This window comes from Georgenia faecalis (assembly GCF_003710105.1).
Classification (GTDB): domain Bacteria; phylum Actinomycetota; class Actinomycetes; order Actinomycetales; family Actinomycetaceae; genus Georgenia_A; species Georgenia_A faecalis.
Genome location: NZ_CP033325.1, coordinates 1670409 through 1696914, shown reverse-complemented (window position 1 = coordinate 1696914; position 26506 = coordinate 1670409). Strand labels below are relative to the sequence as shown.

The 26506-nt window shown below is 74.6% G+C and carries 19 protein-coding genes; 9 read left to right on the top strand and 10 right to left on the bottom strand.

Annotation, left to right across the window (positions count from 1 at the left end; all coding sequences use genetic code 11):
• Positions 1 to 124: 124 nt before the first annotated feature.
• The 8 genes from EBO36_RS07305 to EBO36_RS07270 form a co-directional block, all read right to left on the bottom strand.
• A complete protein-coding gene (locus EBO36_RS07305; protein WP_122824034.1) occupies positions 125 to 1747 on the bottom strand; it encodes a 5-oxoprolinase subunit B/C family protein in 1623 nt (540 codons plus the stop codon).
• The gene (locus EBO36_RS07300) at positions 1744 to 2493 is read right to left on the bottom strand and encodes a LamB/YcsF family protein (RefSeq protein ID WP_122824033.1); all 750 of its coding nucleotides are present in this window, start codon (positions 2491 to 2493) and stop codon (positions 1744 to 1746) included. Before EBO36_RS07300 ends, EBO36_RS07305 begins: the two co-directional genes overlap by 4 nt.
• Positions 2494 to 2529: 36 nt before the next feature.
• Positions 2530 to 4167, bottom strand: coding sequence for a fucose isomerase (locus EBO36_RS07295; protein WP_122824032.1), 1638 nt, complete (start codon positions 4165 to 4167; stop codon positions 2530 to 2532).
• A gap of 59 nt (positions 4168 to 4226) precedes the next feature.
• Positions 4227 to 5210 carry a LacI family DNA-binding transcriptional regulator gene (locus EBO36_RS07290; protein WP_122824031.1) on the bottom strand — a complete coding sequence of 328 codons (984 nt, stop codon included), beginning with the start codon at positions 5208 to 5210 and terminating at the stop codon, positions 4227 to 4229.
• Positions 5211 to 5305: 95 nt separating this feature from the next.
• Entirely contained in the window at positions 5306 to 8947 is a 3642-nt protein-coding gene (locus EBO36_RS07285; protein WP_164471397.1) for a glycoside hydrolase family 172 protein, read from the bottom strand.
• 29 nt (positions 8948 to 8976) lie between these two features.
• Positions 8977 to 10014: a substrate-binding domain-containing protein gene (locus EBO36_RS07280; RefSeq protein ID WP_122824029.1), complete on the bottom strand. Its 1038-nt coding sequence runs from the start codon at positions 10012 to 10014 to the stop codon at positions 8977 to 8979.
• 20 nt (positions 10015 to 10034) lie between these two features.
• The gene (locus tag EBO36_RS07275) at positions 10035 to 11072 is read right to left on the bottom strand and encodes an ABC transporter permease (RefSeq protein WP_122824028.1); all 1038 of its coding nucleotides are present in this window, start codon (positions 11070 to 11072) and stop codon (positions 10035 to 10037) included.
• Positions 11069 to 12652 (bottom strand): sugar ABC transporter ATP-binding protein, encoded by a 1584-nt coding sequence (locus EBO36_RS07270; protein ID WP_222928791.1) that lies wholly within the window; start codon positions 12650 to 12652, stop codon positions 11069 to 11071. The genes EBO36_RS07275 and EBO36_RS07270 overlap by 4 nt, the downstream gene beginning before the upstream one ends.
• 316 nt (positions 12653 to 12968) lie before the next feature.
• Here EBO36_RS07270 and EBO36_RS07265 point away from each other — a divergent pair, with 316 nt between their 5' ends.
• Positions 12969 to 13721: a cohesin domain-containing protein gene (locus tag EBO36_RS07265; protein WP_122824027.1), complete on the top strand. Its 753-nt coding sequence runs from the start codon at positions 12969 to 12971 to the stop codon at positions 13719 to 13721.
• A gap of 56 nt (positions 13722 to 13777) precedes the next feature.
• Complete coding sequence (locus EBO36_RS07260; RefSeq protein ID WP_244925387.1) at positions 13778 to 15616, top strand: amidase family protein; 1839 nt, start codon at positions 13778 to 13780, stop codon at positions 15614 to 15616.
• Between the two features lie 58 nt (positions 15617 to 15674).
• Here EBO36_RS07260 and EBO36_RS07255 read toward each other — a convergent pair whose 3' ends face one another.
• Positions 15675 to 16340, bottom strand: coding sequence for a hypothetical protein (locus tag EBO36_RS07255; protein WP_122824025.1), 666 nt, complete (start codon positions 16338 to 16340; stop codon positions 15675 to 15677).
• Positions 16341 to 16435: 95 nt separating this feature from the next.
• A complete protein-coding gene (locus EBO36_RS07250; protein ID WP_122824024.1) occupies positions 16436 to 18970 on the bottom strand; it encodes an MMPL family transporter in 2535 nt (844 codons plus the stop codon).
• A 132-nt stretch (positions 18971 to 19102) separates the two neighbouring features.
• On the opposite strand from EBO36_RS07250, the gene EBO36_RS07245 reads away from it, so the two are divergent.
• From EBO36_RS07245 to EBO36_RS07215, 7 genes are all read left to right on the top strand, one after another.
• Positions 19103 to 19807: a TetR/AcrR family transcriptional regulator gene (locus EBO36_RS07245; RefSeq protein WP_122824023.1), complete on the top strand. Its 705-nt coding sequence runs from the start codon at positions 19103 to 19105 to the stop codon at positions 19805 to 19807.
• Positions 19808 to 19907: 100 nt separating this feature from the next.
• Complete coding sequence (add, locus tag EBO36_RS07240; protein WP_222928790.1) at positions 19908 to 20927, top strand: adenosine deaminase; 1020 nt, start codon at positions 19908 to 19910, stop codon at positions 20925 to 20927.
• A 140-nt stretch (positions 20928 to 21067) separates the two neighbouring features.
• Positions 21068 to 22261 carry an NAD(P)/FAD-dependent oxidoreductase gene (locus EBO36_RS07235; protein ID WP_122824022.1) on the top strand — a complete coding sequence of 398 codons (1194 nt, stop codon included), beginning with the start codon at positions 21068 to 21070 and terminating at the stop codon, positions 22259 to 22261.
• Positions 22262 to 22374: 113 nt separating this feature from the next.
• Positions 22375 to 23019, top strand: coding sequence for a class E sortase (locus tag EBO36_RS07230; RefSeq protein WP_122824021.1), 645 nt, complete (start codon positions 22375 to 22377; stop codon positions 23017 to 23019).
• A 47-nt stretch (positions 23020 to 23066) separates the two neighbouring features.
• The gene (locus EBO36_RS07225) at positions 23067 to 23750 is read left to right on the top strand and encodes a TetR/AcrR family transcriptional regulator (protein ID WP_122824020.1); all 684 of its coding nucleotides are present in this window, start codon (positions 23067 to 23069) and stop codon (positions 23748 to 23750) included.
• Positions 23751 to 23781: 31 nt separating this feature from the next.
• On the top strand, positions 23782 to 24696 hold the full coding sequence (locus EBO36_RS07220) for an ABC transporter ATP-binding protein (protein WP_122824019.1): 915 nt from the start codon (positions 23782 to 23784) through the stop codon (positions 24694 to 24696).
• Positions 24693 to 26339, top strand: coding sequence for an ABC transporter permease (locus tag EBO36_RS07215; protein WP_122824018.1), 1647 nt, complete (start codon positions 24693 to 24695; stop codon positions 26337 to 26339). Before EBO36_RS07220 ends, EBO36_RS07215 begins: the two co-directional genes overlap by 4 nt.
• The last annotated feature ends 167 nt before the right edge of the window (positions 26340 to 26506 follow it).

Below are 26506 nucleotides of genomic sequence, written 5' to 3'. Positions count from 1 at the left end.
TCCTGTCCTGTCAGTGAAAGGGGGCGCACGGGCAGGGCAGCATTCACCTGATACCTCGCGCTCTTATGACAATGGGGGGTCGTGGGGCGGAGCGCACGTCAGGCCCGTCGTTTCGTGAGGCGGGTCACACCCCTGGGTGGCGGGCCGCCGCCTGCCGGGCGAGCCCCAGCCGCACCCGCTCCCCCGGCCGCACCTGGGCGAGGGCGTCGAGGTCGGCGTCCCGCACGACGGCGACAACGGGGTAGCCACCGGTGACGGGGTGGTCGGCGAGGAAGAGGACCGGGCGTCCGTCGGCGGGGACCTGGACCGCCCCGGCGACGGCCCCCTCGCTGGGCAGCTCGGTCTCGACGGCGCGGACGAGCGGCGGCCCGTCCAGGCGCAGACCCACCCGGTTCGAGCGGTCGGTGACGACCCACTCCCGCCGCCCCAGCCGGTCGAGGGAGCCCTCGGTGAGCCAGTCGGCGCGGGGCCCGGGGAGCACCGTCACCCGGGTGAGGCCACCCTCGCGCACCCGGCCCGGTTCCGGGAGGCCGACGGCGGCGCGCGGTGGTGCCCCGACCGGCAGGAGGGTGCCCGCGGCGAGCGGCGCCGGGCCGAGGCCTGCGAGGACGTCCGTGGAACGGCTGCCCAGCACCGGGGGCACGGCGAGGCCGCCGCGGAGGGCGACGTAGGACCGCAGGCCGTACGGGGGCGTACCGAGCCGGAGGACCTCGCCGTCGCGCAGGGCGAACGGCGCGTCCGTGGGCGGGTGGCCGCGCGGCTCGCCGTCGCCGTCGAGGACGGTGAGCGGTGCCGGGGCACCGGAGACCGCGACCACCTGGGTGCCGTGGGCGCGCAGCTCCAGCCCGCCGAGCACCGTCTCGACGACGGCGGCGGAGCGGTCGTTGCCGACGAGCCGGTTGGCCTGGCGGGCCGACCCGCGGTCCACGGCGCCGGAAGGGCTGACGCCGAGGTCGGCCCGGCCGGGGCGGCCCAGGTCCTCGAGCAGGCTGAGCGGGCCGGCGGCCAGGACGAGGAGGGCGCCGTAGGGAAGGTCGGGCGGCGGACTGCCCGCCGACTCGGGCGCGGGCCCGACCGCCGGCCGGCGTGGGGCCCCCGTCGCCGCGACCCGCTCGCGGACCGCGCGGAACCGCACCCCGTCCCCGGGACGCACCAGCGCCGGCGGGTCGCGCTCGAGGTCCCACAGCGGCGCGTCGGTGCGGCCGATGAGCTGCCACCCGCCCGGCGAGGCGCGGGGGTAGACGGCGGAGAACTCCCCCGCGAGCGCCACCGCGCCGGCCGGCACCACCGTGCGCGGGGACGCCCGGCGGGGGACGTCGAGCCCCGCCCCGAGGAGGTAGGTGAACCCCGGGGCGAAGCCGCCGAACGCCGCCCTCCACACCTGACCGGCGTGGGCGGCGACGACGGCGTCGCGGCTCTGCCCGGTGAGCGCGGCGACGGCGGCGAGGTCCTCGCCGTCGTACACGGTGTCGATGGTGACGAGCCCGCGGGCGGCGTCGTGGCGCCGGGCCGCGGGCAGGTCGGGGAGGGCGCGGGCGATGCGGTCCCGGGACGCCCGGTCCGCGGCGCGCACCAGCACCGTGCGGGCGGCGGCGACGGCGTCGACCAGCCCCGGCAGCGACGCCGCCGTGAGGGCGGCGTGCAGGGCGAGCACGTCCGCCAGGTCCGCGCACTCGACGAGGAGCGCCCGGTCCCCCACGGCGCGGACCCGCCGGGGCCGGGCGGTCGTCGGCGGCGGCGACGTCACCGGAAGGGGCGCAGCGGCACGCCGGCGGCCTCGAGGGCGGCCCGGACCGCGGTGGCGATGCCGACCGCTCCGGGCGTGTCCCCGTGGACGCACACGCTCTGGGCGGCAACGGCGACGGTCGCGCCGTCGACGGCCTCGACGGTCCCCTCCGTCGCGAGCCGGACCACCCGGGCAGCCACCTGCGCCGGGTCGGTGAGGACCGCGCCCGGCTGACCCCGCGACACCAGCGTGCCGTCCGCCTCGTACGCGCGGTCCGCGAAGGCCTCGACGACGGCGGTCACGCCGACCGCTGCGGCCTCCTCCTCCACCACGGTCCCTGGCAGCACGAGGAGGGGGAGGTCGGCGTCGAGGGTGCGCACGGCCTCGACGACCGCGCGCGCCTGCGGTCGGTGGTGGGCGATGGCGGTGTACAGCGCGCCGTGCGGCTTGACGTAGCGCACCCGGGTGCCGGCGGCCGCGGCGATCGCCTGGAGCGCCCCGACCTGGTAGATCACCTCGTCGACGAGCTCGGCCGGGTCGACGTCGAGGAACCGCCGGCCGAAGCCGGCCAGGTCGCGGTAGGAGACGTGCGCCCCCACGCTCACGCCGCCGGCGGCGGCGAGCGCGCACGCCCGGCGCGCGGTGGCCGCGTCCCCCGCGTGGAAGCCGCAGGCGACGTTGGCGCTGGTGACGGCCCCGAGGATGGCGGCGTCGTCGCCCAGCGTCCACCCGCCGAAGGACTCGCCGACGTCGGCGTTGAGATCCACGGCCCACCTCCTGGGGCCGTACTGTACGGCGGCGCGCTAGAGCGCCACGTCCCCGCACAGGTGCACGGCCACGCCCAGGCGCTCGAACATCGCCGCCTTGGCGGTCAGGGCGGCGTCCGCGGTGGCGCCGTCGGGCGCGTAGACGACCTGGACGTGGTTGGCCTTGTGCCGCGCCATGAACTGGTCGCGGGTGATGCCGTGGAGCACGACGTGCGCGATGGGCCACTCGGGGTTGGTCGCCTCCTTCCGCCGTCGCGTCTCGTCGGGAGGCAGCTCGACGACGCTCGCTCGCCCGAGGTCGAGGTGGAGGCGGGCGTCGGCGATGTACAGCCGGGACCAGACGATCTCCCCGGGCCGGGAGACCCCGTTGATCGTCGACCCGCCGGCGGGGAAGAAGACCGGTCCCTGGCGCCAGCCCTCCGCGCCGCGGTACCCGCCGGTGAGGTGGGAGGGCGGCACCGATCCGGAGATCTCGAAGACCCACACGTACCGGCCGTCGTGCTCCTCGCCCCAGCGCACGTCGTGGAGGGTGTTCGCCGGGTCCAGGCCCATCGCCGTCCAGATCCGGTCGGTGACGAGGGCGTCGACCGCCACCCCCTCGTCGACCTCGTTGAAGTGCGGGAGCGCACGGCCCGCGTACAGCACCCGCGACCCGTCGCGGCTCGTCACCGGCGGACGGTCGACGTTGTTGAGCAGCCCCTCGGCGAGGTCGGACGCCGGGGAGAGGTTCCTCATCCCCTGCTGGTACTGGATGCCCACCGCGTCGAGGCCGAAGTCGTCGCTCATCCGCAGGGCGGAGATGTACATCTTGTACTGCCAGCGCAGCTGGTCCTCGGTGAGGTCGGTCGCGGGGTCGGTACCGAGCCGGAACGTCATGCCGGCCTCGCGGAGCCAGCGCCCGACGTCGTCGGCCTCCACGTCCGGGACCGTCTGCATCTGCGCCCACAGCTCGGACTGGGACAGGCGCTCCTTGTAGATGCCCAACGGGTTGAGCAGCTCGTCGTCGATGATGGCGTTGTACATCCCCATGCAGCCCTCGTCGAACACCCCGACGATCGCCTTGTCGGTGCGCAGCTGGTCGGCCAGGGCCCGCCCGAGCGCCGTCTCGGAACTGTCGGGCAGGGCGGGCAGGTCGCGCACGTGCGAGGCGTCGTGGACGACCCGACCCGTCTCGAGCCAGGTGCGGATGCCGTCGCGGAAGAACGCGTCTGACCCGTCCACGGTCCAGAGGGTGGAGTACTCCCGGCCCATCTTCGTCAGGCCGGCGTTGAGGTTGAGCAGGCCGACGAGTCCCGGCCAGGCCGGCTCGAAGTTCGCCACCGTGAGGATCGGGCCCGCGTGGGTGCGCAGCCCGTGCAGCACGTGGTGGCTGTACTGCCAGTTCGCGATGGCGACGACGAGGGGTGCCTCGGGCGGGACGTCGCGGAACACCTCGAGCCCCATCCGCTGGCTGGAGATGAACCCGTGCCCGGTGACCGGATCGGGGTCGAAGGCCCGGACGAGGGTCCACCCCTCCGCGTCGAACCGCTGCGCGACGAGCCGCTCGAGCGCGGCCTGCAGCGGCCAGCCGGCCACGTTCGCCGGCTCCCGGAGGTCGCCGCTGGTGACGAGGACGGCGGTGCGCGGCGGCGCGGTCCTGGGCCGGGGGGGCGGGGGCACGGTGTACGTCGTCATCGAACGTCCTTCGTGGGTCGGGCCGCGCGCGGCATACCGCGCAGCCTGCCCGAAATCGATTACTCGCGCAATACCCCCGAGGACGGTGCGACGAGGTCGGCGGAGCCCTGCACGAGCGTGCGCACCGGCCCGGCCCCGTCACGCACCCGCTCGACGAGCATGCGCGCCGCCGCGAGGCCCATCTCCCGGGGTCGCAGAGGGAGGAAGGAGACGTTCTCGACGTTCGACGTGGCGAACGGCAGGTCGCCGATGATGCCGACGCCCACGGCGTGGTCCCCGTGGGCCAGCGCCCGGAGGGCACCGACGCCGACGAGGTTGTTCGTCGCCAGGACCGCGTCCGGGGGGTGCTCGGTGCCGAGCAGGCCCTCCATCGCCGACCTGCCGCCCTCGACGCGGAAGTCGGCGTGGACCAGCAGGTCGTCCGGGGCGTCGAGGGCCGCCGCCGCGAGGGCCTGGGCCCAGCCGGTGGCCCGGTCCACGGCCGTCGGGGTCGTCCGTGGCCCGGTGATGCAGGCGATGCGGCGGTACCCGCGGTCGATGAGCGCCCCGGCGGCGATGCGCCCCAGCTCGACGTTGTCGAAGACGACCTGGTCCACGGGCTCCGGCACCGGGCGGTCGACGACGACGACGGCCCGCCCGCGCTCGAGCAGGGCGGCGAGCGCGGCCGTCCCGCCGGCCGGGGCGAGGATGACGCCGGCCATGTTCTCCGCCGCGACGATCTGGAGGTAGCGCTGCTCCTTCACCGGGTCGTCGTCGGTGTTGCACAGGACCACGGACAGCCCCGCCTCCTGGGCGACGTCCTCGACGCCCCGCGCCAGGGAGGTGAAGAACGGGTTCTCGATGTCGGGCAGGACCAGGGCGATGACGTCGCTGTGCCGGCGCCGCAGCGAGCGGGCGGTGCGGTCCGGGGAGTACCCGAGCTCGTCCACCGCACGGCGCACGGCCGCGTCGAGGTCGGGCCTGACCGTCTTGCCGTTGAGCACGCGGGAGACGGTGGCGGTCGACACGCCGGCCAGCTCAGCGACGTCGACGATGCGGGCCATGGGACTCCTCGGGGTCGGGCCAGCCGGGTCCGGGCCACCGGGACCGGGGAAGCGGCGCCGCCACTATAGGGCCGCCGGCCGGGGGGACCTGGCGCTCACCCCCCGACCGACCCCCCGGCCCGACGCCGCGCCGCGAGCATCGCGAGGAGCCCCCCGGTCGCAAGCAGGGCCAGGGCGAGCGCGAGCGAGGACGTCCCCACGCCCGTGCGGGGCAGGTCCCCGCCGGGCCCTCCTCCCCCACCGGGCGGGTCCGTCCGCGGACCGGTCGGGTCCGGGCCGGTGGGGTCGGGGCCGGTGGGGTCGGGGCTCGACGGGGGCTCCGTCGGGGTCGTCGGCGGGTCGGTCGGCCCGGGCGTCGTCGGGGGGTCGGTCGGGTCCGGGCCGGGGCACGCGGGCACCGTCGGCACCGGTGCGGGAAGCACCGGCGTCGGCGGGACCTCCGGGTCCGCGCCGTCGAGGGCCCCCTCGAGGGCGAGGTAGTCGAGTCCCGCGAGGTAGCCGGTCGCGGCATCGGCCCGCCCGGTGACCCGGAGGGTGATCTCGTGGGTCCCGGCGTCGAGGTCGAGCTCGCCCAGCGCGACGAGGTCGGTGGTCCGGACACCCTCGGGCACGAAGCCGTCGACCGGCTCGCCCACCCGCTCCCCGTCGACGAGGACCTCGACGATGCCGTAGTCCCGCGCCTGGGTGAAGACCCCGCCGAGGCCGTAGGACCCCGCCGACGGCACCTCGAAGTTGGCGGTCAGGGCCGCGCCCGGCGCCGTCGCCCGGAACCACAGCTGCGCGTCACCCGACCACGTCACGCCGCAGCAGTTGCCCTGGCGCTCCCAGGGGGCGTCGGCGGCCGTGACGTCGAGGGCCTCGCCCTCGATGCGGAGCGTCCCGCCGCTCCGGGCGCTCGCCTCGGATGTGAACGGTCCCACGTTGCCCGCCAGGTCGACGGCCCGCACCCGGTAGTACCACCGCTCACCGACGCCCAGGCCGGTGTGCTCGAGACCGGGCAGCCGGCTCGTCGCGACGAGCGTCTGCGGGGAAGGGGTGAACCCGGCCGTCGTCGAGGCGTGGACCTCGTACCGGTCGGCACCGACGTCGTCGGCTGCGGCCCGCCAGGACAGCCGGATCGCGTTCGTCTCGAGCCCCTCGGCGAGCAGCCCGGCCGGCGCCGACGGCGGCGTCCGGTCCGCGAAGGAGGGCACCGCGGAGAGCACCTGGTAGCTCGCCGCGGACCACGGCGGCGAGCCGGGCAGCGGCGTGAGGACGATGCTGAGCACGCAGTCGCCGTCCTGCGTGAGGTGCGGCGGGAGGTCGAAGGTGTCCTCGAGCCACCGGTCGCTCGTGTTGCCGAGCGGCTGCGTCCACACCCCGGCGTCCTCCCCGTTGACCTCGACGGTGACGGCCTGATAGGCCTGCGCCTGGTCGGAGACCCGCCGCAGCCGCACCCCGTCGTTGCCCGGCGCGACCGCGACGGTGAACTCCACCGGGTCCTCGCTCGCGCGCAGGTCCTCCGTCATGGGCACCGTGTCCTGGTCGCCCTCGAACGCCGACGTCAGCGACTGCACGTCGCCCCCGGAGCGGTACCCGTGGGCGTCCTCACTGGCGGCATCGCCGACGTCGATGGTGTCGGTCACCCGGAGCGAGGAACGGTCGACGTGGCCGTACCAGAACGCGGTCGAGCTGTAGCGGGCGGGCTCGTTCGCCGTCGGGCCGGGCTCGATCCCGAAGCGGATGCCGGACCCGAAGTCGACGGCCTCGGCGATCATCAGCCGGTAGGCCGCGTCGCACTGGTACTCGCAGCCGAGGCTGCCCGTCTCCATCTCGGGCGCCCCGTTCATCGGGGCGGAGAACTCGTTGCGGTTGAAGTACCACCCGCCCTCGTAGAAGTCCTCCGTGCCGGTGCCGTAGATCTGGGGGGTCCGCGAGCCGTCGACGTAGACCCGCTCGTCGCCCTCGAGGTAGTTGCGGATGTTCCCGGCGGTGATGTGGCCCTCCATGGTGTGGCTCACGCCGACGAACCGCCCGGTCCCGGCGGTGTCGAGGAAGAGCCAGTCCTCGCCGACGACCGTCTCCCCGGCGCGGCTGTCGGCGCGGAAGTAGCCGAGCTCCGGGCTGGGGCCGGTGAGGGCGGCGGCGATCGCCGCGTCCTCCGCGGTGGTGACCCACGCCTCCCCCGCCTCGAGGGAGACGTCGGAGGTGTTGACGAGCTCCACGGACATGCCCGAGGCGTACGGCATGGGCCACCACGACCAGTAGGACCCGCCCTCCCCGGCGTCCATCCCGAACATGAGCGCGCGGACGTCCGTCTCGCCGAGCCCGGAGCCGAAGAACTCCCCGACGGGAGCATCGACCGTGCGTTCCCCGTCGAACGTCATCCTCAGGCGCAGGCCCCGCAGCAGCGCGTCGGAGGCGAGCACCGCCTCCTCGTCGGGCACCTCGCTGGGGTAGCTGTAGGTCCGTACCCCCTCCCACGTCTGCCCGGTGATGACGTAGTCGTGGGCGGCCTCGCTCGCCAGCGCCGCCGTCCCCGCGCCGACGTCGATCTCGTCGGTCCGGACGGGCTCCCCCTCCACGACGGAGTCCACCCAGTACCGGAACTCGCTGTAGTCGATCCCGGCGGAGACGAACGTGGTGGTGATGGTGATCTCGCTCCTGCCCGCCGTCGCCGACGCGGGCAGCTCCACCGTCTGGTCCGTCCACTGGCCGGGTGCGCCGGCGATGGGCACCCACTCCCCGACAACGACGCCGTCGACGCTCACGCTCGCCCGCTGGTCGGTGGAGATGGTGTCGAACCGGCGGGTCAGCCGCACGCCGTCGTTGTCGGGGTCGATCGCCGCCGTGAACGTGCTCGACCCGGTGAACGCCCGGCCGTCGTCGGTGATGGTGGGGCTCGTCGGGGCCCCGACTACCTGCGGCAGGCGCAGGCGCAGCTCGGTGACGAGCCCGGGACCGTCCGCCTGCGCGAGGCGCACCGACTCGCCGGGGTCCAGGGTGACCGTCGCCGGGGTCGTCACGGCGCCGGGACGCGCCGGCTTCGGGTCGGCGCTGCCCCAGGTCGCGGCGGCCGCGAGGACGTCGGTCGGGACCTCGTCCGGGTCGAAGGTGGCGACCCCCTCCGCGTCCGCCAGCGTCCGGTAGGTCACGTGGTAGAAGAGCGGGTTGTTCGTCGTCGTCACCCGCATGGACTCACGGAAGGGCATGGGGACCTTGAGGTAGACCCCGCCCGAGCTCTGGTCGGCGTTGGCCACGAACGGGTAGATGAACGGCGCGCCGAGGTCACCGTCGACGACGTCCTGCAGGGGCGCGTCGAGCACCGTGACGCCGTCGAGCTCAATGACGATGTTCCCCGTGGCCGTCACGTCGCCGCTGTCCCGGGTGAACCAGATCGAGCCGATCTCCCCCGCGCCGGTGTGCTCCGCCAGGACGCACCCGTCCCCGCTCTCGCGCAGGCAGGAGTACGTGCCGACGAACCCGTCGTCGTTGCCCCCGGTGCGGTCGAAGCTGGAGAACTGCTTCGTCTGCACGCCCGACGTCATCGTGGGCAGCAGGTCGAGCCGGCGGTAGGTGTCCCACCCCACCGGCCCCTGGTCCGCGGTCTCCCCCGCCTGGGCGGTGACCACCGGCTCCGGCGCCGCGACCGGCGTCCGGGCGGCGGCGACCGCCGGCACGAGCAGTCCCCCGACGGCCACCACGGCGGCGGCGCCGAGCCCCACGAGCCGTGCGGTCCACGTCGACCGTGCATCCATGTCGTCCCCCTCGGTCCGGATCGGTGCCGTCACTGCCCGCCGAGCTCGGCGTAGAGGTCGGCGGCGTTCTCCTGCGTCACCAGCTGCGTCTCGAGCACCTGCTCCTTGTCGACGTCCGCGCACTCGACGAGGATCTCCTCGGCCGTGGCGATCGCCTCGCGGCCCCCGGTGGGGTACACGAACGTCGCCGAGAGCCGGCCCTCCTCGACCGCCTTGATGCCGCCGGACGGGATGGGCAGCGCGTCGATGCCGATGAAGGAGATCTCGCCCTCACGTCCCGCAGCGGTGGCCGCCAGGTAGGCCCCCTCGGCCATCGGGTCGTTGTGGGCGTAGAAGACGTCGATGTCGTCGTTAGCCTGGAGGATCGCCTCGGCCTGCGACTGCCCGAGGTCACGGAGCCAGTCGCCGACGCCCTCGGCGACGATCTCGATGTTGGCGTTGCTCGCGATGCCCTCCCGGAAGCCGTCGGCCCGCTCCTGCGCGGGCGTCGAGCCGGGCAGGCCCTTGAGCTCGGCCACCGTGCCGCCGTCGGGGAGGAGCTCGGTAGCGACGTACTCGCCCGCGGCCCTGCCGATCTCGAGGTTGTTCGCCCCGATGAACTGCGTGTAGGAGTCGCTCTCGATCTTCCGGTCGAGCACGATGACCGGGATCCCCTCGTCGTAGGCGCGCTCGACGATGGCGGTGAGCGGCGCCGCCTCGTTCGGGCTGATGATGAGCAGGTCGATCCCCTGGGAGAGGAAGTTCTCGACGTCGGAGACCTGCTTGGAGTTGTCCTGGGCGGCGTCGGCGAAGACCACCTCGAACTGGTCCACCTCCGCCGCGGCCGCCGCGATGTCGTCGTCCATCTGCTGGCGGTACGGCTCGGCGACGTTGGCCTGGCTCATGCCGATGAGGTACTCCCCATCGGCACCGGCGCACGAGGCCGCGGCAGCGTCGCCGCCCGTGGCGCCGGTGGTGTCTGCGACGCCCGGCGCGTCCGACTCCGTGCCGCAGGCCGCCAGGACGAGCGCGGCCGACGCGGCGCAGGCGAGGACCGGCCCCGCTGCGTGTCCGTTTCGACGTGTCATTGCGATTCCCCTCCGTAGGTTCATCGCCGCTGGGACCGGAACGCTTGGATGCCGGCCGCGACGATGATGATGGCGCCCTTGATGAGCAGCTGGACGTTCGCGTCGATGTTGTTCAGCGCGAGGATGTTGTTGAGGATCCCGAGGAGCAGCGCCCCGGCGAGGGTGCCGGCCACCGTGCCGACCCCGCCCATGAGGCTGGTGCCCCCGATGACGACGGCGGCGATCGCGTCGAGCTCGTAGCCCGAGCCGTCGTTGGGACTGCCCTGGTTGAGCTGGCCGGCGTGGATGATCCCGGCTAGCGCGGCGAGGAACCCGGAGAGGGCGAACACCGCGACCTTGATGCGGGTGACCCGAACACCGGACAGGCGTGCGGCGCGTTCGTTCCCGCCGACCGCATAGACGTGGCGCGCGAACACGCTGTTGCGCACGACGACGAGGGCGATGACGGCCACCGCGAGGAAGATCAGGGCGGGGATCGGCACCGTGCCGTTGAAGGTCCGCGAGTTGAGCAGGGCGAACGTCTCGGGCGCCAGGCCCGGACCGTCGCCGTAGGCCAGCGGCACCCCCTGCCCGCCGGACCAGATCCGGGCCAGGCCGCGGGCGATCTGCAGGCCGGCCAGGGTGACGATGAACGACTGGATCCCGAGACGGGCGCTGATGAGGCCCTGGGCCGCCCCGAAGGCGAGACCGAGCCCGAGGATGACGATGACGGTGGGCACGACGCCGACGTCGCTCACCATGAGCAGGCTCGCGGCGCCCGTGGCGGACAGCCCGAGGATGGCCCCGACCGACAGGTCGATCCCGCCGATGAGGATGACGAAGGTCATCCCCACAGCGATGATGCCGATCTCGGAGGTGGCGCGGACGATGTTGAGCAGGTTCTCGCTGTTGAGGAAGACGAGGTCCCCGCCCCGGCGCGGCGAGACCGCGATGGCGGCGAGGAACACGAGCACGAGCGCGACGTAGCTCTGGAGGCGGAAGAACCGCTCCGGGATCTGGAACCGTCGGGGGCGGCCCGCCTCGGACTGCTCGGCGGCCGGCGTCGCTGCCGTGGTCATCTCGGCTCCGGCACGTGCTGGGGCGCCGGGTCGGAGACGGCGTGCTCCATCCCGGCGGCGTAGAGCAGCCGCTCCTGGCTGACCTCGTCCCGGTCCAGGACGGTGACGATCCTCCCGTTGCGCATGACGGCGATCCGGTCGCAGAGCCCGACGAGCTCGGGCAGCTCCGAGGAGGCGACGAGGACGCTCACCCCGCCTCCCGCCAGGTCCGCGAGGAGGTGGTAGATCTCGGCCTTCGCGCCGACGTCCACGCCCCGGGTCGGCTCGTCGAGCAGCAGCACCCGGGGCTCACGCAGCAGGTTCCGGGCGAAGACGACCTTCTGCTGGTTCCCGCCGGAGAGGGTGCTGACGATCGTCGCCGGGCTCCGAGTCTTGATGGCGAGCGAGTCGACGGCCTCGGACACCCGCGCCCGCTCCCGGTCCTTGGAGCGCCACCCGAGGGTTGCCAGCGCGCGCAGGACCCCCAGGACGATGTTCCCGGCGACCGACTCCTGCATCACCAGGCCGGCCGCGCGGCGGTCCTCGGGGACGTACCCGATCCCGCAGGCGAGCGCGGCCTCCGGCGAGGTGATGCTCACGGGTGCGCCGTCGAGCTCGACGGTGCCGGTGAGGCGGTGGCCGGCGAGCCCGTAGAGCGCCTCGAGGAGCTCGCTCCGCCCGGCGCCGAGGAGGCCGGCCAGGCCGACGATCTCCCCGCGCCGGACGTCGAGGTCGACGTCGCGCGGCTCGCTGCGGGCTCCCCGGCCGCCGTCGAGCGAGAGGCCGCGGACCCGCAGGCGGACGTCGTCGCCCGGCGGAGGCCGGAGGGGGAAGACCTGGTCGAGCGGCTTGCCGATCATCATGCGGACGACCTCGCTGGGCGGGGTGCCCGCCACGTCGAAGGTCCCGACGCTCTCGCCGTCGCGCATGACCACCCCGCGGTCGGCCACCTGGGCGATCTCGTCCATCCGGTGCGAGATGAAGATGACGGCGACCCCCCGCCGTCGCAGCTCCGGGATGATCTCGAACAGGCGCCGCACCTCGGTGTCCGACAACGCCGACGTGGGCTCGTCCATGACGAGGATGCGGGCCTGGAGCCGCAGGGCCTTGGCGATCGCGACCATCTGCTGCTCGCCCACCCGCATCGAGTCGACGTGCCGGGCGGGCGAGATCGTGATCCCGACGTCGTCCAGCAGCGCCTGCGCCTCCGCCGCCATCCCCTTGGCGTCGATCGTCCGCCAGGCCGTGCGCCGCTCGTTCCCGAGGAAGAGGTTGTCGACCACGCTGCGGTGCGGCACGAGGTCGAGCTCCTGGTGGATCATCGCGACGCCGGCGGCCTGCGCGTCCGCCGGGGAGGCGAACTGCCGCTCGTGGCCGTCGATGAGCAGGCGTCCGGCGTCCGGCGCCACCACCCCCGACAGGACGTTCATCAGCGTCGACTTCCCCGCGCCGTTCTCGCCGAGGAGGGCGAGCACCTCGCCGGCGTGCACCTCGAGGTCGGCGCTACGCAGGGCGTGGACTCCCCCGAAGCTCTTGACGATGCCGTGCATCTCGAGGACGGGCGCGGACGGTGTGCCATCGCTCCCCGGATCGATGCCCACTGCGCCTCCCCACTGAGGCTCGACTACGTGTCTGTAATCGAATACAGCGCCGATCTTGGCAGCGCGGGTCGCCCGGGGGCAAGAGGGTCCGCCCGACGACCGGCATCGTTACCGATTCGTTATCAATGCTGCGCGCCGTCAGGCGCGTCAGGGCCGCGGCCTCGCGCCGCGAGGCGAAACCCCCGCGACATCTCGCGCGCCGCTGCCGGAAACACGCCGTCGCTACCGTCCGGTCCGAGAGCGCGCTGGGGCACGGCCACGGCCCGCCACGCGTCCTCATCCCCGCCACCGACCCCGAAAGCAGGACGCGACCGCGATGCGACCACCCCGACTCCCGGCCCTCGCCGCCGGTGCCCTGGGCACCGGGCTCCTCGTGCTCGGTGCCACTCCGGCCCTCGCCGCTCCCGCCACGAGCGAGGTGACGCTCACCGCTCCCGGGCCCGTCGCCGTCGGCGAGCCCCTCACGCTGGAGATCGACCTCGCGGACACCGTCGACGTGTACGCCTACGAGCTCGCCGTCGCCTTCGACGGCGCGGCGCTGGCCTACGTGGCGGAGAGCGCGACGGGGCCGGCGGGCGGGTTCGACGCCGCGGAGCCGGAGCCGGCCGGCGTCACCCTCGTCCACAGCCGCCTCGGCACGTCCCCGGCCCTCGACGGCGACCTCGCCGCCACCCTGGAGGTGTCCGCCCTCGCGGCGGGGACGAGCACCGTCGACGTCGCGGTGACGCTCGTCGGTGCCGACGGCTCGGTCTCCACGGAGACGGCGAGCGCCGTCGTCGAGGTCACCGCGGCCCCGACACCCGACCCGACGCCGGAGCCGACGGCGGAGCCGACGCCCGACCCGACGACGCCCGACCCGACGCCGGCCCCCACCACGGCACCCTCCGCGCCGACTCCCACCAGCCCGGCCCCCGGACCCACGGCGGCGCCCGTGGTCCCGCCCGCCGGCGGGTCGCTCCCCAGCACCGGTGTCCCCGTCGCCGGCGCGGGGCTGCTCGCCGCCGCCGCGGTCGCCCTCGGCGCGCTCGGCGCGCGGGGTGCCCACCTGCGCAAGGCCGGTGCCCGATGACCGCCGACCGTCCCCGCCGCGCCGCGCGGCCCCACCCCACCCCCAGGAGCCGGACCGTGACCACCCGACGATCGACCGCCGCCGTCGCGGTTCCGCTGCTCGCCGGGCTGACGCTGGCCCTCACCGGGCCGGTCGCGCAGGCGGAGCCGGTGCCCGCGCCGGTCCTCGAGGCCTCCCCCGGCGTCGTCCTCGCCCCGTTCTACACCGAGCTCGACCTCACCGGGGACCGGCAGGTCACCCCCGCGGACCTCGACGTCCTCGCCGCCCGGCTGGGCGCCACGCCCGCGTCCGCGGGGTGGACCCAGGTCGCTGCCGCCGACGTCGACGCCGACGGCGTCCTCACGGTGGCCGACCTCGCCGCGGTGTCTGCGCGGATGGTCTACGACGACGGGCCGTTCGAGCTGGTCGAGGCGTCGGTCATCGACATGCAGGCGGCGATGAACGCCGGGGTCACCACCTCGGTGGAGCTCACCCGGGCCTACCTCGACCGCATCGCCGCCTACGACCGCACGCTCGTCGACCCTGCCGAGGGCGGCCGCCCGCTCAACTCCGTCATCACGACGAGCACCGTGGCGCTCCAGGCGGCGGCCGCCGCGGACGCCACCCGCGCCGCGGAGGGCATGACCGACCTGCTGCTCGGGGTGCCGGTCGCCGTCAAGGACAACTACGACACCCTCGACATGCCCACCACGGGCGGCTGCGGCTGCTGGGAGGACAACCACACCTCGACCGACGCCGCCATGGTCGCCGGCCTGCGCGAGGCCGGTGCCGTCATCCTCGCCAAGGCGAGCCTCGACGAGTTCGCGTTCGGTTTCGTCAGCGAGTTCTCCGCCGGGCAGGCGCCCGGGTCGACGCTGCTCGCCGCCAGCCCCTACCGGACCAGCCAGACCGCCGGCGGCTCCAGCGGCGGCACCGGCGCGGCGATCGCCGCCAACCTCGCCGGCCTCGGGTTCGGCACGGACACCGGTGGCTCCATCCGGGTTCCCGCCTCCTACAACCAGCTCGTCGGCATCCGGCCCACGGTCGGTCTCGCCAGCCGCGACGGGATCATCCCGCTCGCCCTGAGCCAGGACACCGGCGGACCGATGGCCCGCAGCGTCATGGATGCCGCCGCCGCGCTCGACGCCGTCGTCGGGGTGGACCCGGCCGACCCGGTGACCGCCGAGCAGGCCGGGCGGGTGCCCGAGTCCTACACCGCCCACCTCGATCCCACCGCGCTCGAGGGCGCCCGCATCGGGTACGTCGCCTCGATGGTGGGGACCAACCCCACGACGCTGCGCCTGTTCACGCAGGCGCGGGCCACCCTCGAGGCGCTCGGCGCCACGGTCGTCGAGGTGACGCCCCCGGCGGGCTTCGGCGACGTGCTCGCCGAGCCGAGCGGGAGCACCAACGAGTTCCGGCACGACCTCGACCGGTACATCGCCACGCACCTCGCCCCGCAGGTCCAGGCGCGCTCCCTCACCGACATCCTCGCCACCGGGCACTACGTCATCTCCCGCGGCGGCACCTACGCCTCGCGCGCGGCGGTGACCGAGGAGACCTACCAGGCGTGGGCGGGACCGGAGGGCACCCACACCCGGGCGATCGCCACCGGCCACGCCCTGGTCACCGGCCTCATGGACGACCTCGACCTCGACGCGATCGCCTACCCCACCGGCACGCCCTACGGGACGCACAGCACGAACCTTCGCCTGAGCCCCAACACGGGGATGCCGTCGCTCACCGTCCCCATGGGGCAGGCGAGCGCCGAGGACGGCACGATCACCGGCGCCGGGGTCAACCTCGAGCTCCTCGGGCGGGACTACGCGGAGGGCGACCTCATCGGCTTCGGGTACGCGTTCGAGCAGGCGACCCACGCCCGCACGTCGCCGGCACTCTACGGCCCGCTCGGCTAGGCCGCGCCACGCCCGCCCGCCGCGCTCGCCCCGTGCGAGCCCGGCGGGCGTCCGTGTGTCACAGGCCGAGGACGTACGCCCCGCTGAGGAGGAACCACGGCAGGACGACGGCGGCCGGCAGCGCACCGAGGAGCGCGAGCCGTCGCCACCGCGGGGTCCGGCCCGCCGCGAACGCCGTCGCCGCGGCGATCGCGCACAGGCCGGCGTACCCGACGTACCACCCGCGCTCGATGGGCTCGCGGCCCCAGAGGCTGACCTCGGAGGACACGAGGCTCTCGGCCAGGGCCCGGCCGGTGAACTGGTCGCCCCAGGCCGCGGCGACGAAGGCGAGCTGGACCACCGCCAGGGCGAGGGCGGCGAGGAGGACCGGCGTCGGCAGCCGCGCCCCGGGCCGACGGCTGAGGCGGCCGAAGACAAGCGCGACGAGGCCGACGGCGGGGGCGACCGAGACGAGGTACGCCGCGGTGTAGACGCCGGGGAACGCCCCGGCCTCCTCCCCCGCGCGCGGCGGGTGCACGGCGGGAGCCCCGAGGAGGACGGTGGTGTCGAGGAGGTGCCACAGGGCCGGGGCGAGCCCGAGGAAGGCGACGGCGAAAAGCGCCACGCCCCCGGCGAGGAGCGAGCGGCGACCCGCGGGGCTGAACCGGTCGAACGCCACGGCACGGTCGAGGAGCCGGTCCGCCTCGCTCGCGGCCGGCTCGTCCTCGAGGACGTCGTCGCCCATCCGGCCCCTCCTCTGGTGGCTCGGCGAACAGTACGCCGAACGCCGCCGCGCCCCGGACGAGGTCCGGGGCGCTGCGGCGTCGTCGTGCGGGCTGACTAGGCCGGCGCGACCTCACGCTCACGGGCCGGCTCGCCACCCGTCTCGCCGTTGGGGTGCCGGCGCTCGAGCGCCGACCCCTCGACGTCGACGTTCGGGAGGATCCGGTCGAGCCAGCGCGGCAGCCACCACGCCTTCTCGCCCACGAGGTGCATGACCGCGGGGACGATGAGCATCCGGACGACGAAGGCGTCGACGAGCACGCCGAAGGCCAGGCCGAAGCCGATCGGCCGGATCATCGCCATGTGCGAGAAGACGAACCCGCCGAACACCGAGAACATGATGATCGCGGCGGCGGTGACGACCGCCCGGCCCGCCCGCCGGCCCTCGAGGACGGCCTCGCGTGCCGGCGTGCCGTGGACGTACGCCTCCCGCATGCCGGAGACGAGGAACAGCTGGTAGTCCATGGCCAGCCCGAAGAGGATGCCGATGAGCAGCGTCGGCAGGAAGCTCAGCACCGGGCCCGGGTCGTGGACGCCGAAGATCCCGCCCAGCCAGCCCCACTGGTAGATCGCCGTCACGCCACCGAGGGCCGCGAACACCGACAGGACGAACCCGCCGGTGGCGATGAGCGGGACGAGCAGCGAGCGGAAGACGACGACGAGAATGATGAGCGACAGGCCGATGACGACGCCGAGGTAGAGGGGCATCGCGTCGGCGAGCTTCTGCGAGATGTCGATGTTGCCGCTCGCCGCGCCGGCGACGCCGAGGGTGACGTCCGGCTGGTCGGGGACCGTGAGGTCGCGCAGCTCGCGGACGAGCTCCTCGGTGGACTCGCTGCTCGGGCCCTCGGCGGGGATCACCTGGAAGGCGGCGAGCGAGCGGTCCTCGGACATGCCGATCGGCGCGACCGCGACGACGTCCGCGAGGGCGAAGAGCTCCTCGCCGATCTCGACCTGGGCGCCGGTGGCCTCGGCCTCGTCCAGCCCCTCGGGCAGGTCCGCGACGACGAGCAGCGGGCCGTTCTGGCCGGCCCCGAACTGCTCCTCGACCACCTTGTACGCCCGGTACTGCGTGGAGTCCACCGGCTCGGCGGACCCGTCGGGCAGGCCGAGGCGCATGTCGAGGGCGGGGATGGCGATGACCGCCAGCGCGACGACGCCGGCGAGCAGCGTGCCGATGGCGCCGCCGGTGGACATCTCGCGCCGGGCCGGAGCGGGCCGGGCGGCGCCCCTCGCGCCGCGGTGCTTGCGTGGGAGCACACGCTGCCCGGCGAGGCCGAGGAGGGCGGGGGTGAGCGTGACGGCGACGAGCACCGCGATGGCGACGCAGGCGGCGGCGACCGTGCCCATGAGCCCGAGGAAGTCGATGCCCGTGATGTTGAGGGCGAGCAGGGCGATGAGGACGGTGAGCCCGGCGAAGACGACGGCGTTGCCGGACGTGCCGGTGGCGAGCCCGATCGACTCGTGGAGCTCCAGGCCCTCGCGCAGCTGGCGGCGGTGGCGGTTGAGGATGAACAGGGAGTAGTCGATGCCGACGGCGAGGCCGAGCATGAGGCCGAGGATCGGCGTCACGCTGATCATGTCGACGGTCCCGGACAGGGCCATGGTCCCCAGGGCGGCGACGCCGATGCCGACGAACGCGGAGATGATGGGCAGCCCCGCCGCGATGAGCGTGCCGAGCATGACGATGAGGACGGCGGCGGCGACGACGATGCCGACGATCTCCGCGACGCCTGCGATGTTGGTGATGGTCTGGGTGAGCTCCGCGGTGAGGTCGGCCTCGACGCCGTCGACGGGGTTGTCCGCGAAGACCGCCGCGACCTCCTCCTTGGTCTCGGCGGGGACCTCGTAGAGGGAGTCCTCGAACTGGACGACGGCCGTGGCGGCCGAGCCGTCCTGGGAGACGGTGCGCAGGTCGCTCGCCAGCCGGAGCTGGCTGGCGCCGAGCTCGAGCTCGTCGCTGCCTGTTTCGAGCTCGGCCGTGGCGGCCTCGAGCTCGGTGGTCTGGGCGTCGAGCTGGCCACGGGCGGCGTCGAGCTGGGCCTGCTGGGCGTCGAGCTGCGGCCGGGCCTGCTCGATCATCCCGGCGGCCTCGGCCTGCGCGACGGCGGCGTCGAGCTGCTCCTGGGCGGTGTCGAGCTCGGCCTGGGCGGCGTCGAGCTGGCGCCAGCCGGCCTCGATCTGGGCGCGGCCCGCCTCGATCTGCTCGCGGCCCTCGGCGATCTGCGCCTCCTGATCGGCGAGCTGGGCCTGGACCTCGAACGGGTTGACGACGGCGGTGACGCCGTCGACCTCGCCCACCTTCTCGAAGACGTCGGCGAGCGCGGTCTGCTGCTCCGCCGTGAACTCCTTGCCGTCCTCGGTGTGGAGGACGACGGTGCCCGACCCGCCCGAGGCCTCGGGGAACTGTTCCTGCAGACGCTCCGTCACCTGCGCCGTCGGCGTCCCCGGGATGTCGATCGCGGTGCTGAGGGTGCCGCCGAATGCCACGAAGGCGCCGCCGGACGCGACGAGCGCGACGAGCCACGCGGTGACGACGATCCAGGCCCGGCGCGCGGAGAACCGTCCGAGCCGGTAGAGCAGTTCTGCCATGAGGTCTCCCAAGAGCGGACAGCCGGGCGCGCGAGCCACGCGCGCGGTGGGGGCGTCGAACGAGGAGTTCGACGGCTCACGTTACCGCGGTAAGCGGATACGTTGCATCCGCATACGCGTAGGCTGCGCCACATGAGCGGGACCGACCGGCACGACGGGACCGACCGGCACGACGGGACCGACCGGCACGAGGAGCCGCCGGGCCGGCCCCTGCGCCGGGACGCCGAGGAGAACCGCGTGCGCATCATCCGCGCCGCGCAGGAGGTCTTCGCGGCCCACGGCCTGGGCGCCGGCCTCAACGACATCGCCCGGCACGCCGGCGTCGGCGTCGGCACCGTGTACCGGCGGTTCCCCGACAAGACCACGCTCGTCCACGAGGCGCTCCAGGAGCCGCTCACCCGGCTGCTCGACGTCGCCGACGAGGCGGCCGCCACCACGCCCGCCTGGGACGGGCTCATGCTCCTCATCCGGCACGCTGCCGACCTGCTGGCCGCCAACCTCGGGCTGCGGGACGTGGCCCTCGGGCCGCGCGAGCTCACGCCCGCGCTCGACGAGGCGGCCCAGCGGATCGCCCCCTACCTCGCCGACCTTCTCGCCCGGGCGCAGGAAGAGGGGTCGGTGCGCCCCGAGATCACCGTGCAGGACTTCTCCATGCTCTTCTTCATGGTGAGCGAGCTGGCCGTGCATGCCGCCCCCACCAGCCCCCGGGCGTACCGGCGCTACCTCACCCTGTTCACCGACGGCCTGCGCGCGACGCACGCGGACGCGCCGCTGACCGACACCCTCGGTCCCTCGGAGGCCGACGCGGTGGCGCGGCACTGGACGTCCCGGGCCTGAGCCCGGTCGGCGAGACAGGGCGGTGCGGCGACCCCGGCGGGCGATAACCTCGCCGGCGGCCGGCCCCGCGCCGGACGTCCGGACCGAGGGAGCACGACGAGTGACCAGCACGACGACCGACCTGCGCGAGTTCATCGCCGGCCTGCCCAAGGCCGAGCTGCACCTGCACATCGAGGGCACCCTCGAGCCCGAGCTGAAGTTCGCGCTCGCGCGGCGCAACGGCATCGCGCTCGAGCACGCCACCGCCGAGGAGGTCCGCGCCTCCTACGACTTCGACTCCCTCTCCTCGTTCCTCACCGTCTACTACGACTCCATGCGGGTGCTCGTCACCGCGGACGACTTCTACGACCTCGCGATGGCCTACCTCATCAAGGCGGCCGGGCAGAACGTGCGCTACGCGGAGATCTTCTTCGACCCGCAGGCGCACACCTCGCGGGGCGTGCCCTTCCCGACGATCATCGGCGGCCTGCGCCGCGCCCTCGTCGACGCGCGCCGCGACCTCGGCATCCACGGCGAGCTCATCCTGTGCTTCCTGCGCGACTTCACCGCCGAGCACGCGATGAGCACCCTCATGGAGTCCCTCCCCTACCGCGACTGGATCCTCGGGGTCGGCCTCGACTCCGACGAGCGCGGCAACCCGCCGGCCAAGTTCGCCGAGGTGTTCGCCCGGGCCCGCGCCGAGGGCTACCTGCTGACAATGCACTGCGACATCGACCAGGAGGGCACCCACGAGCACATCCGCCAGGCCGTCGAGGACATCCGGGTGGACCGGATCGACCACGGCTCCAACGCCGTCGAGCGCCCCGAGCTGGTCGAGGCGATCAAGGAGCGCGGCCTGGGGCTCACGTGCTGCCCCGTGTCCAACGGCTGGGTCGTCGACGGCATGAAGGGCCCCGAGATCGTCGCCCTGCTCGACGCCGGCATCCCCGTCACGATCAACTCCGACGACCCGGCGTACTTCGGCGCCTACGTCGCCGAGAACTACGAGCGCCTCGCCGCCGATGCCGACCTCGACCGCGACCAGCTCGTCCGCCTCGCCCGGAACTCCTTCGAGGTGGCCTGGCTCAGCGGGCGCGAGCGCGAGCAGTACCTCGCCGAGATCGCGGCGTACGCGGGCTGAGCGCTCCGCCTCAGGCAGGACGCTTCGCCCCGCGGAGAGTGCCGGCCGTGCTCGCGGCGACCCCCGCGAGCACGGCACCGCCGCGCGCCTCCCCGGGCCCGCCCGTACCGTGGACGCACCACGGCCACCGGGGGGCTCGCATGACCGTCCGTCCGCATCACGACGTCCTCGTCGTCGGCGGTGGCAACGCCGGGATCTCCCTGGCGGCCAAGCTACGCCGGGACGGCTACCGGGACGTCGCGATCATTGAGCCGTCGACGGTCCACCACTACCGCCCGATGCTCTCCTACGTCGGGTCCGGGCTCGCCACCCTCGACGAGCTGCGGCGGCCCGAGGCGGCCGTCATCCCCGCCGGCTGCCGCTGGTACACCGACCGGGTGACGGCGGTCGAGCCGGACCGCTCCCGGGTCCGCCTGGCACGCATCGGCACGCTGACCTACGACGACCTCGTCGTCTGCCCCGGATCGAGCATCGACTGGGAGGCGGTCCCCGGGTCCCGCGAGGCGGTCTCCACGCCCGCCGCCTCGACGAACTACGAGGTCGACCTCGCCCCTCGGACCTGGGCGATGCTCTCCGCCCTCACGCGGGGGCGGGCGGTCTTCACCCTGTCCCAGTGGCAGGTGCCCTGCGCCCCGGTGGCCCTCAAACCGCTGTTCATGGCCGCGGACCACTGGTCACGGACCGGGGTGCTCGGCGACATCGAGATCGAGCTCCTCGTCGAGGGGGCCCGTCTCGTCGACGAGGACCGCGCCGACCGTGAGCTGCGCGCGGCCGCGGACCGGTACGGCGTGCGGGTCCGGCTCGGGACGAACCTCGAGAGCATCGACGCGCCCGCCCAGGTGGCCCGCGTGCGCTCGGCGGACCGCCTTGAGGACCTGGGCTACGACGCCCTGCACCTGACCCCGCCGCACCGCGCCCCGGACTGGGTCGCCGCCAGCGGCCTCGCCGGGCGCGGGACCCGCGGCTTCATGGCCGTCGACCCGCGCACGCTGCGTCACCCCGCGTACCCGAGCGTGTGGGGGTTGGGCGACGTCGCCGCCGCGGACGCCCTCCCGTCCGGCGGTGCGCTGCGCAAGCAGGTCCCCGTCGTGGCGCACAACATCACGGCGGGGCGCTCGGGCGGGGCCATGCGCTCCTACAGCGGCTACTCGGTGGCCCCCGTCACGACCTCGCGGCGCCGGCTCCTCCTCGCCGAGTTCGACCGGGACGGCGAGCCCGAGCCCACGACCCGCCACCCCGACCTCGTCCGCCCGCGGGCGGCCACCTTCGCGTTCGACCGGTACGTCGAGCCGCTCGTCTACTGGCGCCGACTGCTCCGGGGCCACGTCTCGTGACGCCCTCGCCGTCCCCGCGGGCGTAGCTAGCGCCGCACCCCCAGTGGCGCCGGCCACACACGCGGGGCCATGCTGGTGGGGCGACGCACTACTCGACGGCCCGAGGGGGACCGATGCAGCCCGACCGACCGCGACGGCTGTGGCCCGCCCTGGTCGCGGCGGCGCTCACCCTGTCGGCGTGCTCCGCCGACGGCGTCGCCGTCGGCGTCACGGACGCCGCCGCACGCGTGACGGCCCAGGAGAAGGTCGCGGCCGCCCCGGTCGCGTGGCCCGCCGCGGACCCGCTCGCGGACATCCCGCTCCCGGCGCGCCCCACGGGTGAGGGCGTCACGTTCGCCTCGCTGCGGGTACCCCGCTGGGGTGCGGACTACGACGTGCCCATCACGGAGGGCATCTCCGACCACGTCCTCGACACCCAGGGCATGGGCCGCTTCCCGTGGACCGCGATGCCCGGCGAGGAGGGCAACTTCGCCCTCGCCGGCCACCGCACCGACGGGTCCCGCCCGCTCGCCCGCATCGACGAGCTCGTCCTCGGCGACGAGCTCGTCGTCACCACGGCGGAGGGCGCCTACACCTACGCGGTGTCGGGCACGGAGATCGTCACCCCCGACCAGGTCCGCGTCGTCGAGCCGAACCCGAGCACCGGCGGTCCGGACGCCGTGGGACGCCTGCTCACGCTCGTGTCCTGCCACCCGTGGGACTCCAGCGAGTTCCGGTACATCGTCTACGCCGAGCTCACCGGCTTCGCCGCGGCCTGACGCCCCAACCCTCGACACCGGCTGAACGCGCGTGTAGCGTCCTGAACATGAGTTCAGCGCGGCGCACCGACGACGATCTCACGGCCAAGGCCCGGATCCGCGACGCCGCCGTCCGCCGGTTCGCCGAGGACGGCATGGGGGCGTCCCTGCGCGCCGTGGCGAGCGACGCCGGGGTGAGCCCGGGGCTGATCCTCCACCACTTCGGCTCCCGCGCCGGCCTGCGGGAGGCCTGCGACGCCTACGTGCTCGAGGCCGCCCGCACCGCCAAGTCCGCGGTCCTCGGGCCGGGCACCGCCGGCGCCGGCGCCTTCCTCGCCCAGCTGTCCCAGGTCGAGGGCTACGCGCCCCTCGTCGGGTACCTGCTGCGGTGCGTCCAGGCCGGTGGACCGCTCGGCGGCGAGTTCATCGACCACTTCGTGACGGACGCCGTCGCCTACCTCGAGGAGGGGGTGCGGGCGGGCACCGTCCGGCCCAGCCGGGACCCGCAGGCCCGCGCCCGAGTCCTCACCGCGATGTCGCTCGGCTCCCTCCTCCTCCACCTCCCGGCCCGCGACGGCCGGCTGGACCTCGACGAGCTGCCCGCGTGGCTGCGCGGCTACGTCGACACCGTCGCCCTGCCGCTCCTCGAGCTCTACACCGAGGCGCTGCTCACCGACTCGACCCTCCTCGACGCCTATGTCGCGGCCACCGGGGACTCCCGCGCCCGCACCTCCTCCGCCGTCGAGACCTGACGGCACCACCGCCACCCACCCGGAGCCCCTCATGGCCCACCTCGCCATCGAGACCCACGACCTCGTCAAGACCTTCGGCACCACCCGCGCCCTCGACGGCTTCCACCTCGCGGTCGAGCAGGGGCAGGTCGCCGGCTTCCTCGGGCCCAACGGGGCCGGCAAGTCCACGACCATCCGCGTCCTGCTCGGCCTGCTCCAGGCGGACTCGGGCACCGCCCGGGTCCTCGGCATGGACGCCTGGCACGACGCCGTCGCCATCCACCGCCGTCTCGCCTACGTCCCCGGCGACACGAGCCTGTGGCCCAGCCTCACCGGCGGCGAGGCCATCGACCTGCTCACCCGGCTGCACGGCGGGAGCGGGCGCGCCCGGCGCCGGGCCGAGCTGCTCGAGCGGTTCGAGCTCGACCCGACGAAGAAGGCCCGCACGTACTCCAAGGGCAACCGGCAGAAGGTCGCCCTCGTCGCCGCCCTCGCCTCCGACGCCGAGCTCTTCCTCCTCGACGAGCCCACCTCGGGCCTCGACCCGCTCATGGAGGCCACCTTCACCGAGGAGGTGCGGGCGCTGCGCGCGGACGGCCGCACCGTCCTGCTCTCCAGCCACATCCTCGCGGAGGTGGAGAAGCTCTGCGACACCGTCACCATCATCCGCGCCGGCCGGGCCGTGGAGACCGGCACCCTCACCGAGCTGCGGCACCTCACCCGGTCCACCGTCACGGCGACCACGCGCGGCGACGTCGCGCGGCTCGCGGCCGCGCCGGGCGTCCACGACCTCCGGGCCGACGGCGATGCCGTCCGGTTCGACGTCGACAACACCCGGGTGAGCGAGACGCTGCGGGCGCTCGCCGACGCCGGCGTCGACAACCTCACCATCGCCCCGCCGTCGCTCGAGGACCTCTTCATGCGCCACTACGGCGACGGCGCCCGGGAGGAGGCGAGGGTGCGATGACGACGACCGCCACCCGCCCGCCCCTCGGCGTGAACGACGGCTCGGGGCAGCCGTGGGCGGCCACCGGGCCCCTGCTGCGCTTCGCGCTGCGCCTCGACCGGGTGAGGATCGCCGTGTGGGCGCTCGCCGTCGGGCTGCTCACCGCCGCGACCATCGTCTCGCTCGAGACCACGTACGACAGCCCCGACGCCCTGGCCGCCCGCGGCCGGCTCATGAGCAACCCGGCCACCATCATGATGACCGGACCGCCGTTCGCCGTGGACGACTACACGTTCGGGGCGATGGTGGCCAACGAGCTCTCGCTCTGGCTGTTCCTCGCCACCGCCATCATGAGCATCCTCCTCACCGTCCGCCACACCCGCACCGAGGAGGAGTCCGGGCGCCTCGAGGTCCTCCGGGCGCTGCCCGTCGGGCGGTTCGCGCCCGCGGGCGCCGCCGTGCTCACCGTGACGGCCGCCAACCTCGTCGTCGCGGCCGCCGCCGGGGCCGCGCTGGTCACCGGCGGCATGGCCGCCCCGGACTCCGCCGCGTTCGCCGCCGGCTGCGCGCTCACCGGCCTGGTCTTCGCCGCCGTGGCAGCGGTCACGGCACAGCTGACCGAGCACGCGCGGGGCGCCACCGGGCTGGCGATGGCCGTCCTCGCCGTCGCCTTCCTCGTCCGGGGCATCGGCGACGTCATCGACCACCAGGGATCCTGGGTGTCCTGGCTCTCCCCCTTCGCGTGGGCGCAGCAGACCCGCCCGTACGTCGACCTGCGGTGGTGGCCCCTCGCCGTCGCTCTCGTCGCCGCCGTCGCGCTCTTCGCGGCCGCCGTCCTCCTTGCCCGGCACCGCGACCTCGGGGCGGGCGTGCGCCCGGCCCGGCCCGGTCCGGCGGCGGCGTCCGCCGGCCTGCTCTCCCCCGCCGGGCTGGCGTGGCGGCTGCTGCGCGGGGCGTTCGCCGCCTGGTCGGTCGGCGCGTTCTTCTTCGCCGTCGCGTTCGGGGCGCTGGCGAACTCCCTCGAGGACGCCTTCGCGGACGTGCCGGAGCTCGGCGAGTGGATCGCCATCGACCTGGCGGACATCACCACCGGCTTCGCCGCGGCGATCGTCTCCTTCCTCGTCGTCGCCCCGCTGGTCTTCACGGTCACCGGTGTGCTCCGGCTGCGCGCGGAGGAGGAGAGCGGCCGGACGGAGGCGCTGCTCGCCACCGGGAGCACCCGTCCCGGGTTGCTCGGCGGCTGGGTCGCCGTCGTCGCCGCTCAGGTGGCGGTGATGACGGCCGTCATCGGTGCCGGCGCCGGGCTCGGGGTGTGGACCGGGACGGGCGAGGCGCGCTGGGTGGGTGACCTCACCGCCGCTGCGCTGGTCTACCTCCCGGCGGTGGCGCTGATCGGGTCCGTGGCGCTCGCGCTCTACGGCGTCGCACCGCGCGTCGCCGGCCTCGTGTGGCTCCTCGTGGTGGGGGTCGTCCTCGCGCTCTTCCTCGGGGAGATGCTCGCCCTGCCGGCGTGGGTCATGGACCTCTCGCCCCTCACGCACACGCCGCGTCTGCCCGGCGGCGAGCTCGACGCCTGGCCGCTGGCCGTCATGGGCGCGGGCGCGCTGGCGCTCACCGCGGTGGGCGTTGCCGGGTTCCGGCGCCGCGACGTCGTCCCGGGCTGAGGCCCCGGCGGCGACGCACGGCGACGACGGTCGCTGCGGGTGCGGTGCGACGGTCACTGCGGGTGCGGTGCGACCGTCGCTGCCGCCGCAGGCGACCCCGGGCACCCCCCGACGGGGTCCGCCCGGTCGCCCGGCGCCGCAGCGGCCCCACCGCCACGCGCGGCCAC

Bases quoted from the DNA above. Each gene is read 5' to 3' on its own strand.
- EBO36_RS07295 (WP_122824032.1), bottom strand. From the start codon at position 4,167: ATGACGACGTACACCGTGCCCCCGCCCCCCCGGCCCAGGACCGCGCCG.
- EBO36_RS07290 (WP_122824031.1), bottom strand. From the start codon at position 5,210: ATGGCCCGCATCGTCGACGTCGCTGAGCTGGCCGGCGTGTCGACCGCC.
- EBO36_RS07285 (WP_164471397.1), bottom strand. From the start codon at position 8,947: ATGGATGCACGGTCGACGTGGACCGCACGGCTCGTGGGGCTCGGCGCC.
- EBO36_RS07280 (WP_122824029.1), bottom strand. From the start codon at position 10,014: ATGACACGTCGAAACGGACACGCAGCGGGGCCGGTCCTCGCCTGCGCC.
- EBO36_RS07275 (WP_122824028.1), bottom strand. From the start codon at position 11,072: ATGACCACGGCAGCGACGCCGGCCGCCGAGCAGTCCGAGGCGGGCCGC.
- EBO36_RS07265 (WP_122824027.1), top strand. From the start codon at position 12,969: ATGCGACCACCCCGACTCCCGGCCCTCGCCGCCGGTGCCCTGGGCACC.
- EBO36_RS07255 (WP_122824025.1), bottom strand. From the start codon at position 16,340: ATGGGCGACGACGTCCTCGAGGACGAGCCGGCCGCGAGCGAGGCGGAC.
- EBO36_RS07250 (WP_122824024.1), bottom strand. From the start codon at position 18,970: ATGGCAGAACTGCTCTACCGGCTCGGACGGTTCTCCGCGCGCCGGGCC.
- EBO36_RS07245 (WP_122824023.1), top strand. From the start codon at position 19,103: ATGAGCGGGACCGACCGGCACGACGGGACCGACCGGCACGACGGGACC.
- EBO36_RS07235 (WP_122824022.1), top strand. From the start codon at position 21,068: ATGACCGTCCGTCCGCATCACGACGTCCTCGTCGTCGGCGGTGGCAAC.
- EBO36_RS07230 (WP_122824021.1), top strand. From the start codon at position 22,375: ATGCAGCCCGACCGACCGCGACGGCTGTGGCCCGCCCTGGTCGCGGCG.
- EBO36_RS07225 (WP_122824020.1), top strand. From the start codon at position 23,067: ATGAGTTCAGCGCGGCGCACCGACGACGATCTCACGGCCAAGGCCCGG.
- EBO36_RS07220 (WP_122824019.1), top strand. From the start codon at position 23,782: ATGGCCCACCTCGCCATCGAGACCCACGACCTCGTCAAGACCTTCGGC.
- EBO36_RS07215 (WP_122824018.1), top strand. From the start codon at position 24,693: ATGACGACGACCGCCACCCGCCCGCCCCTCGGCGTGAACGACGGCTCG.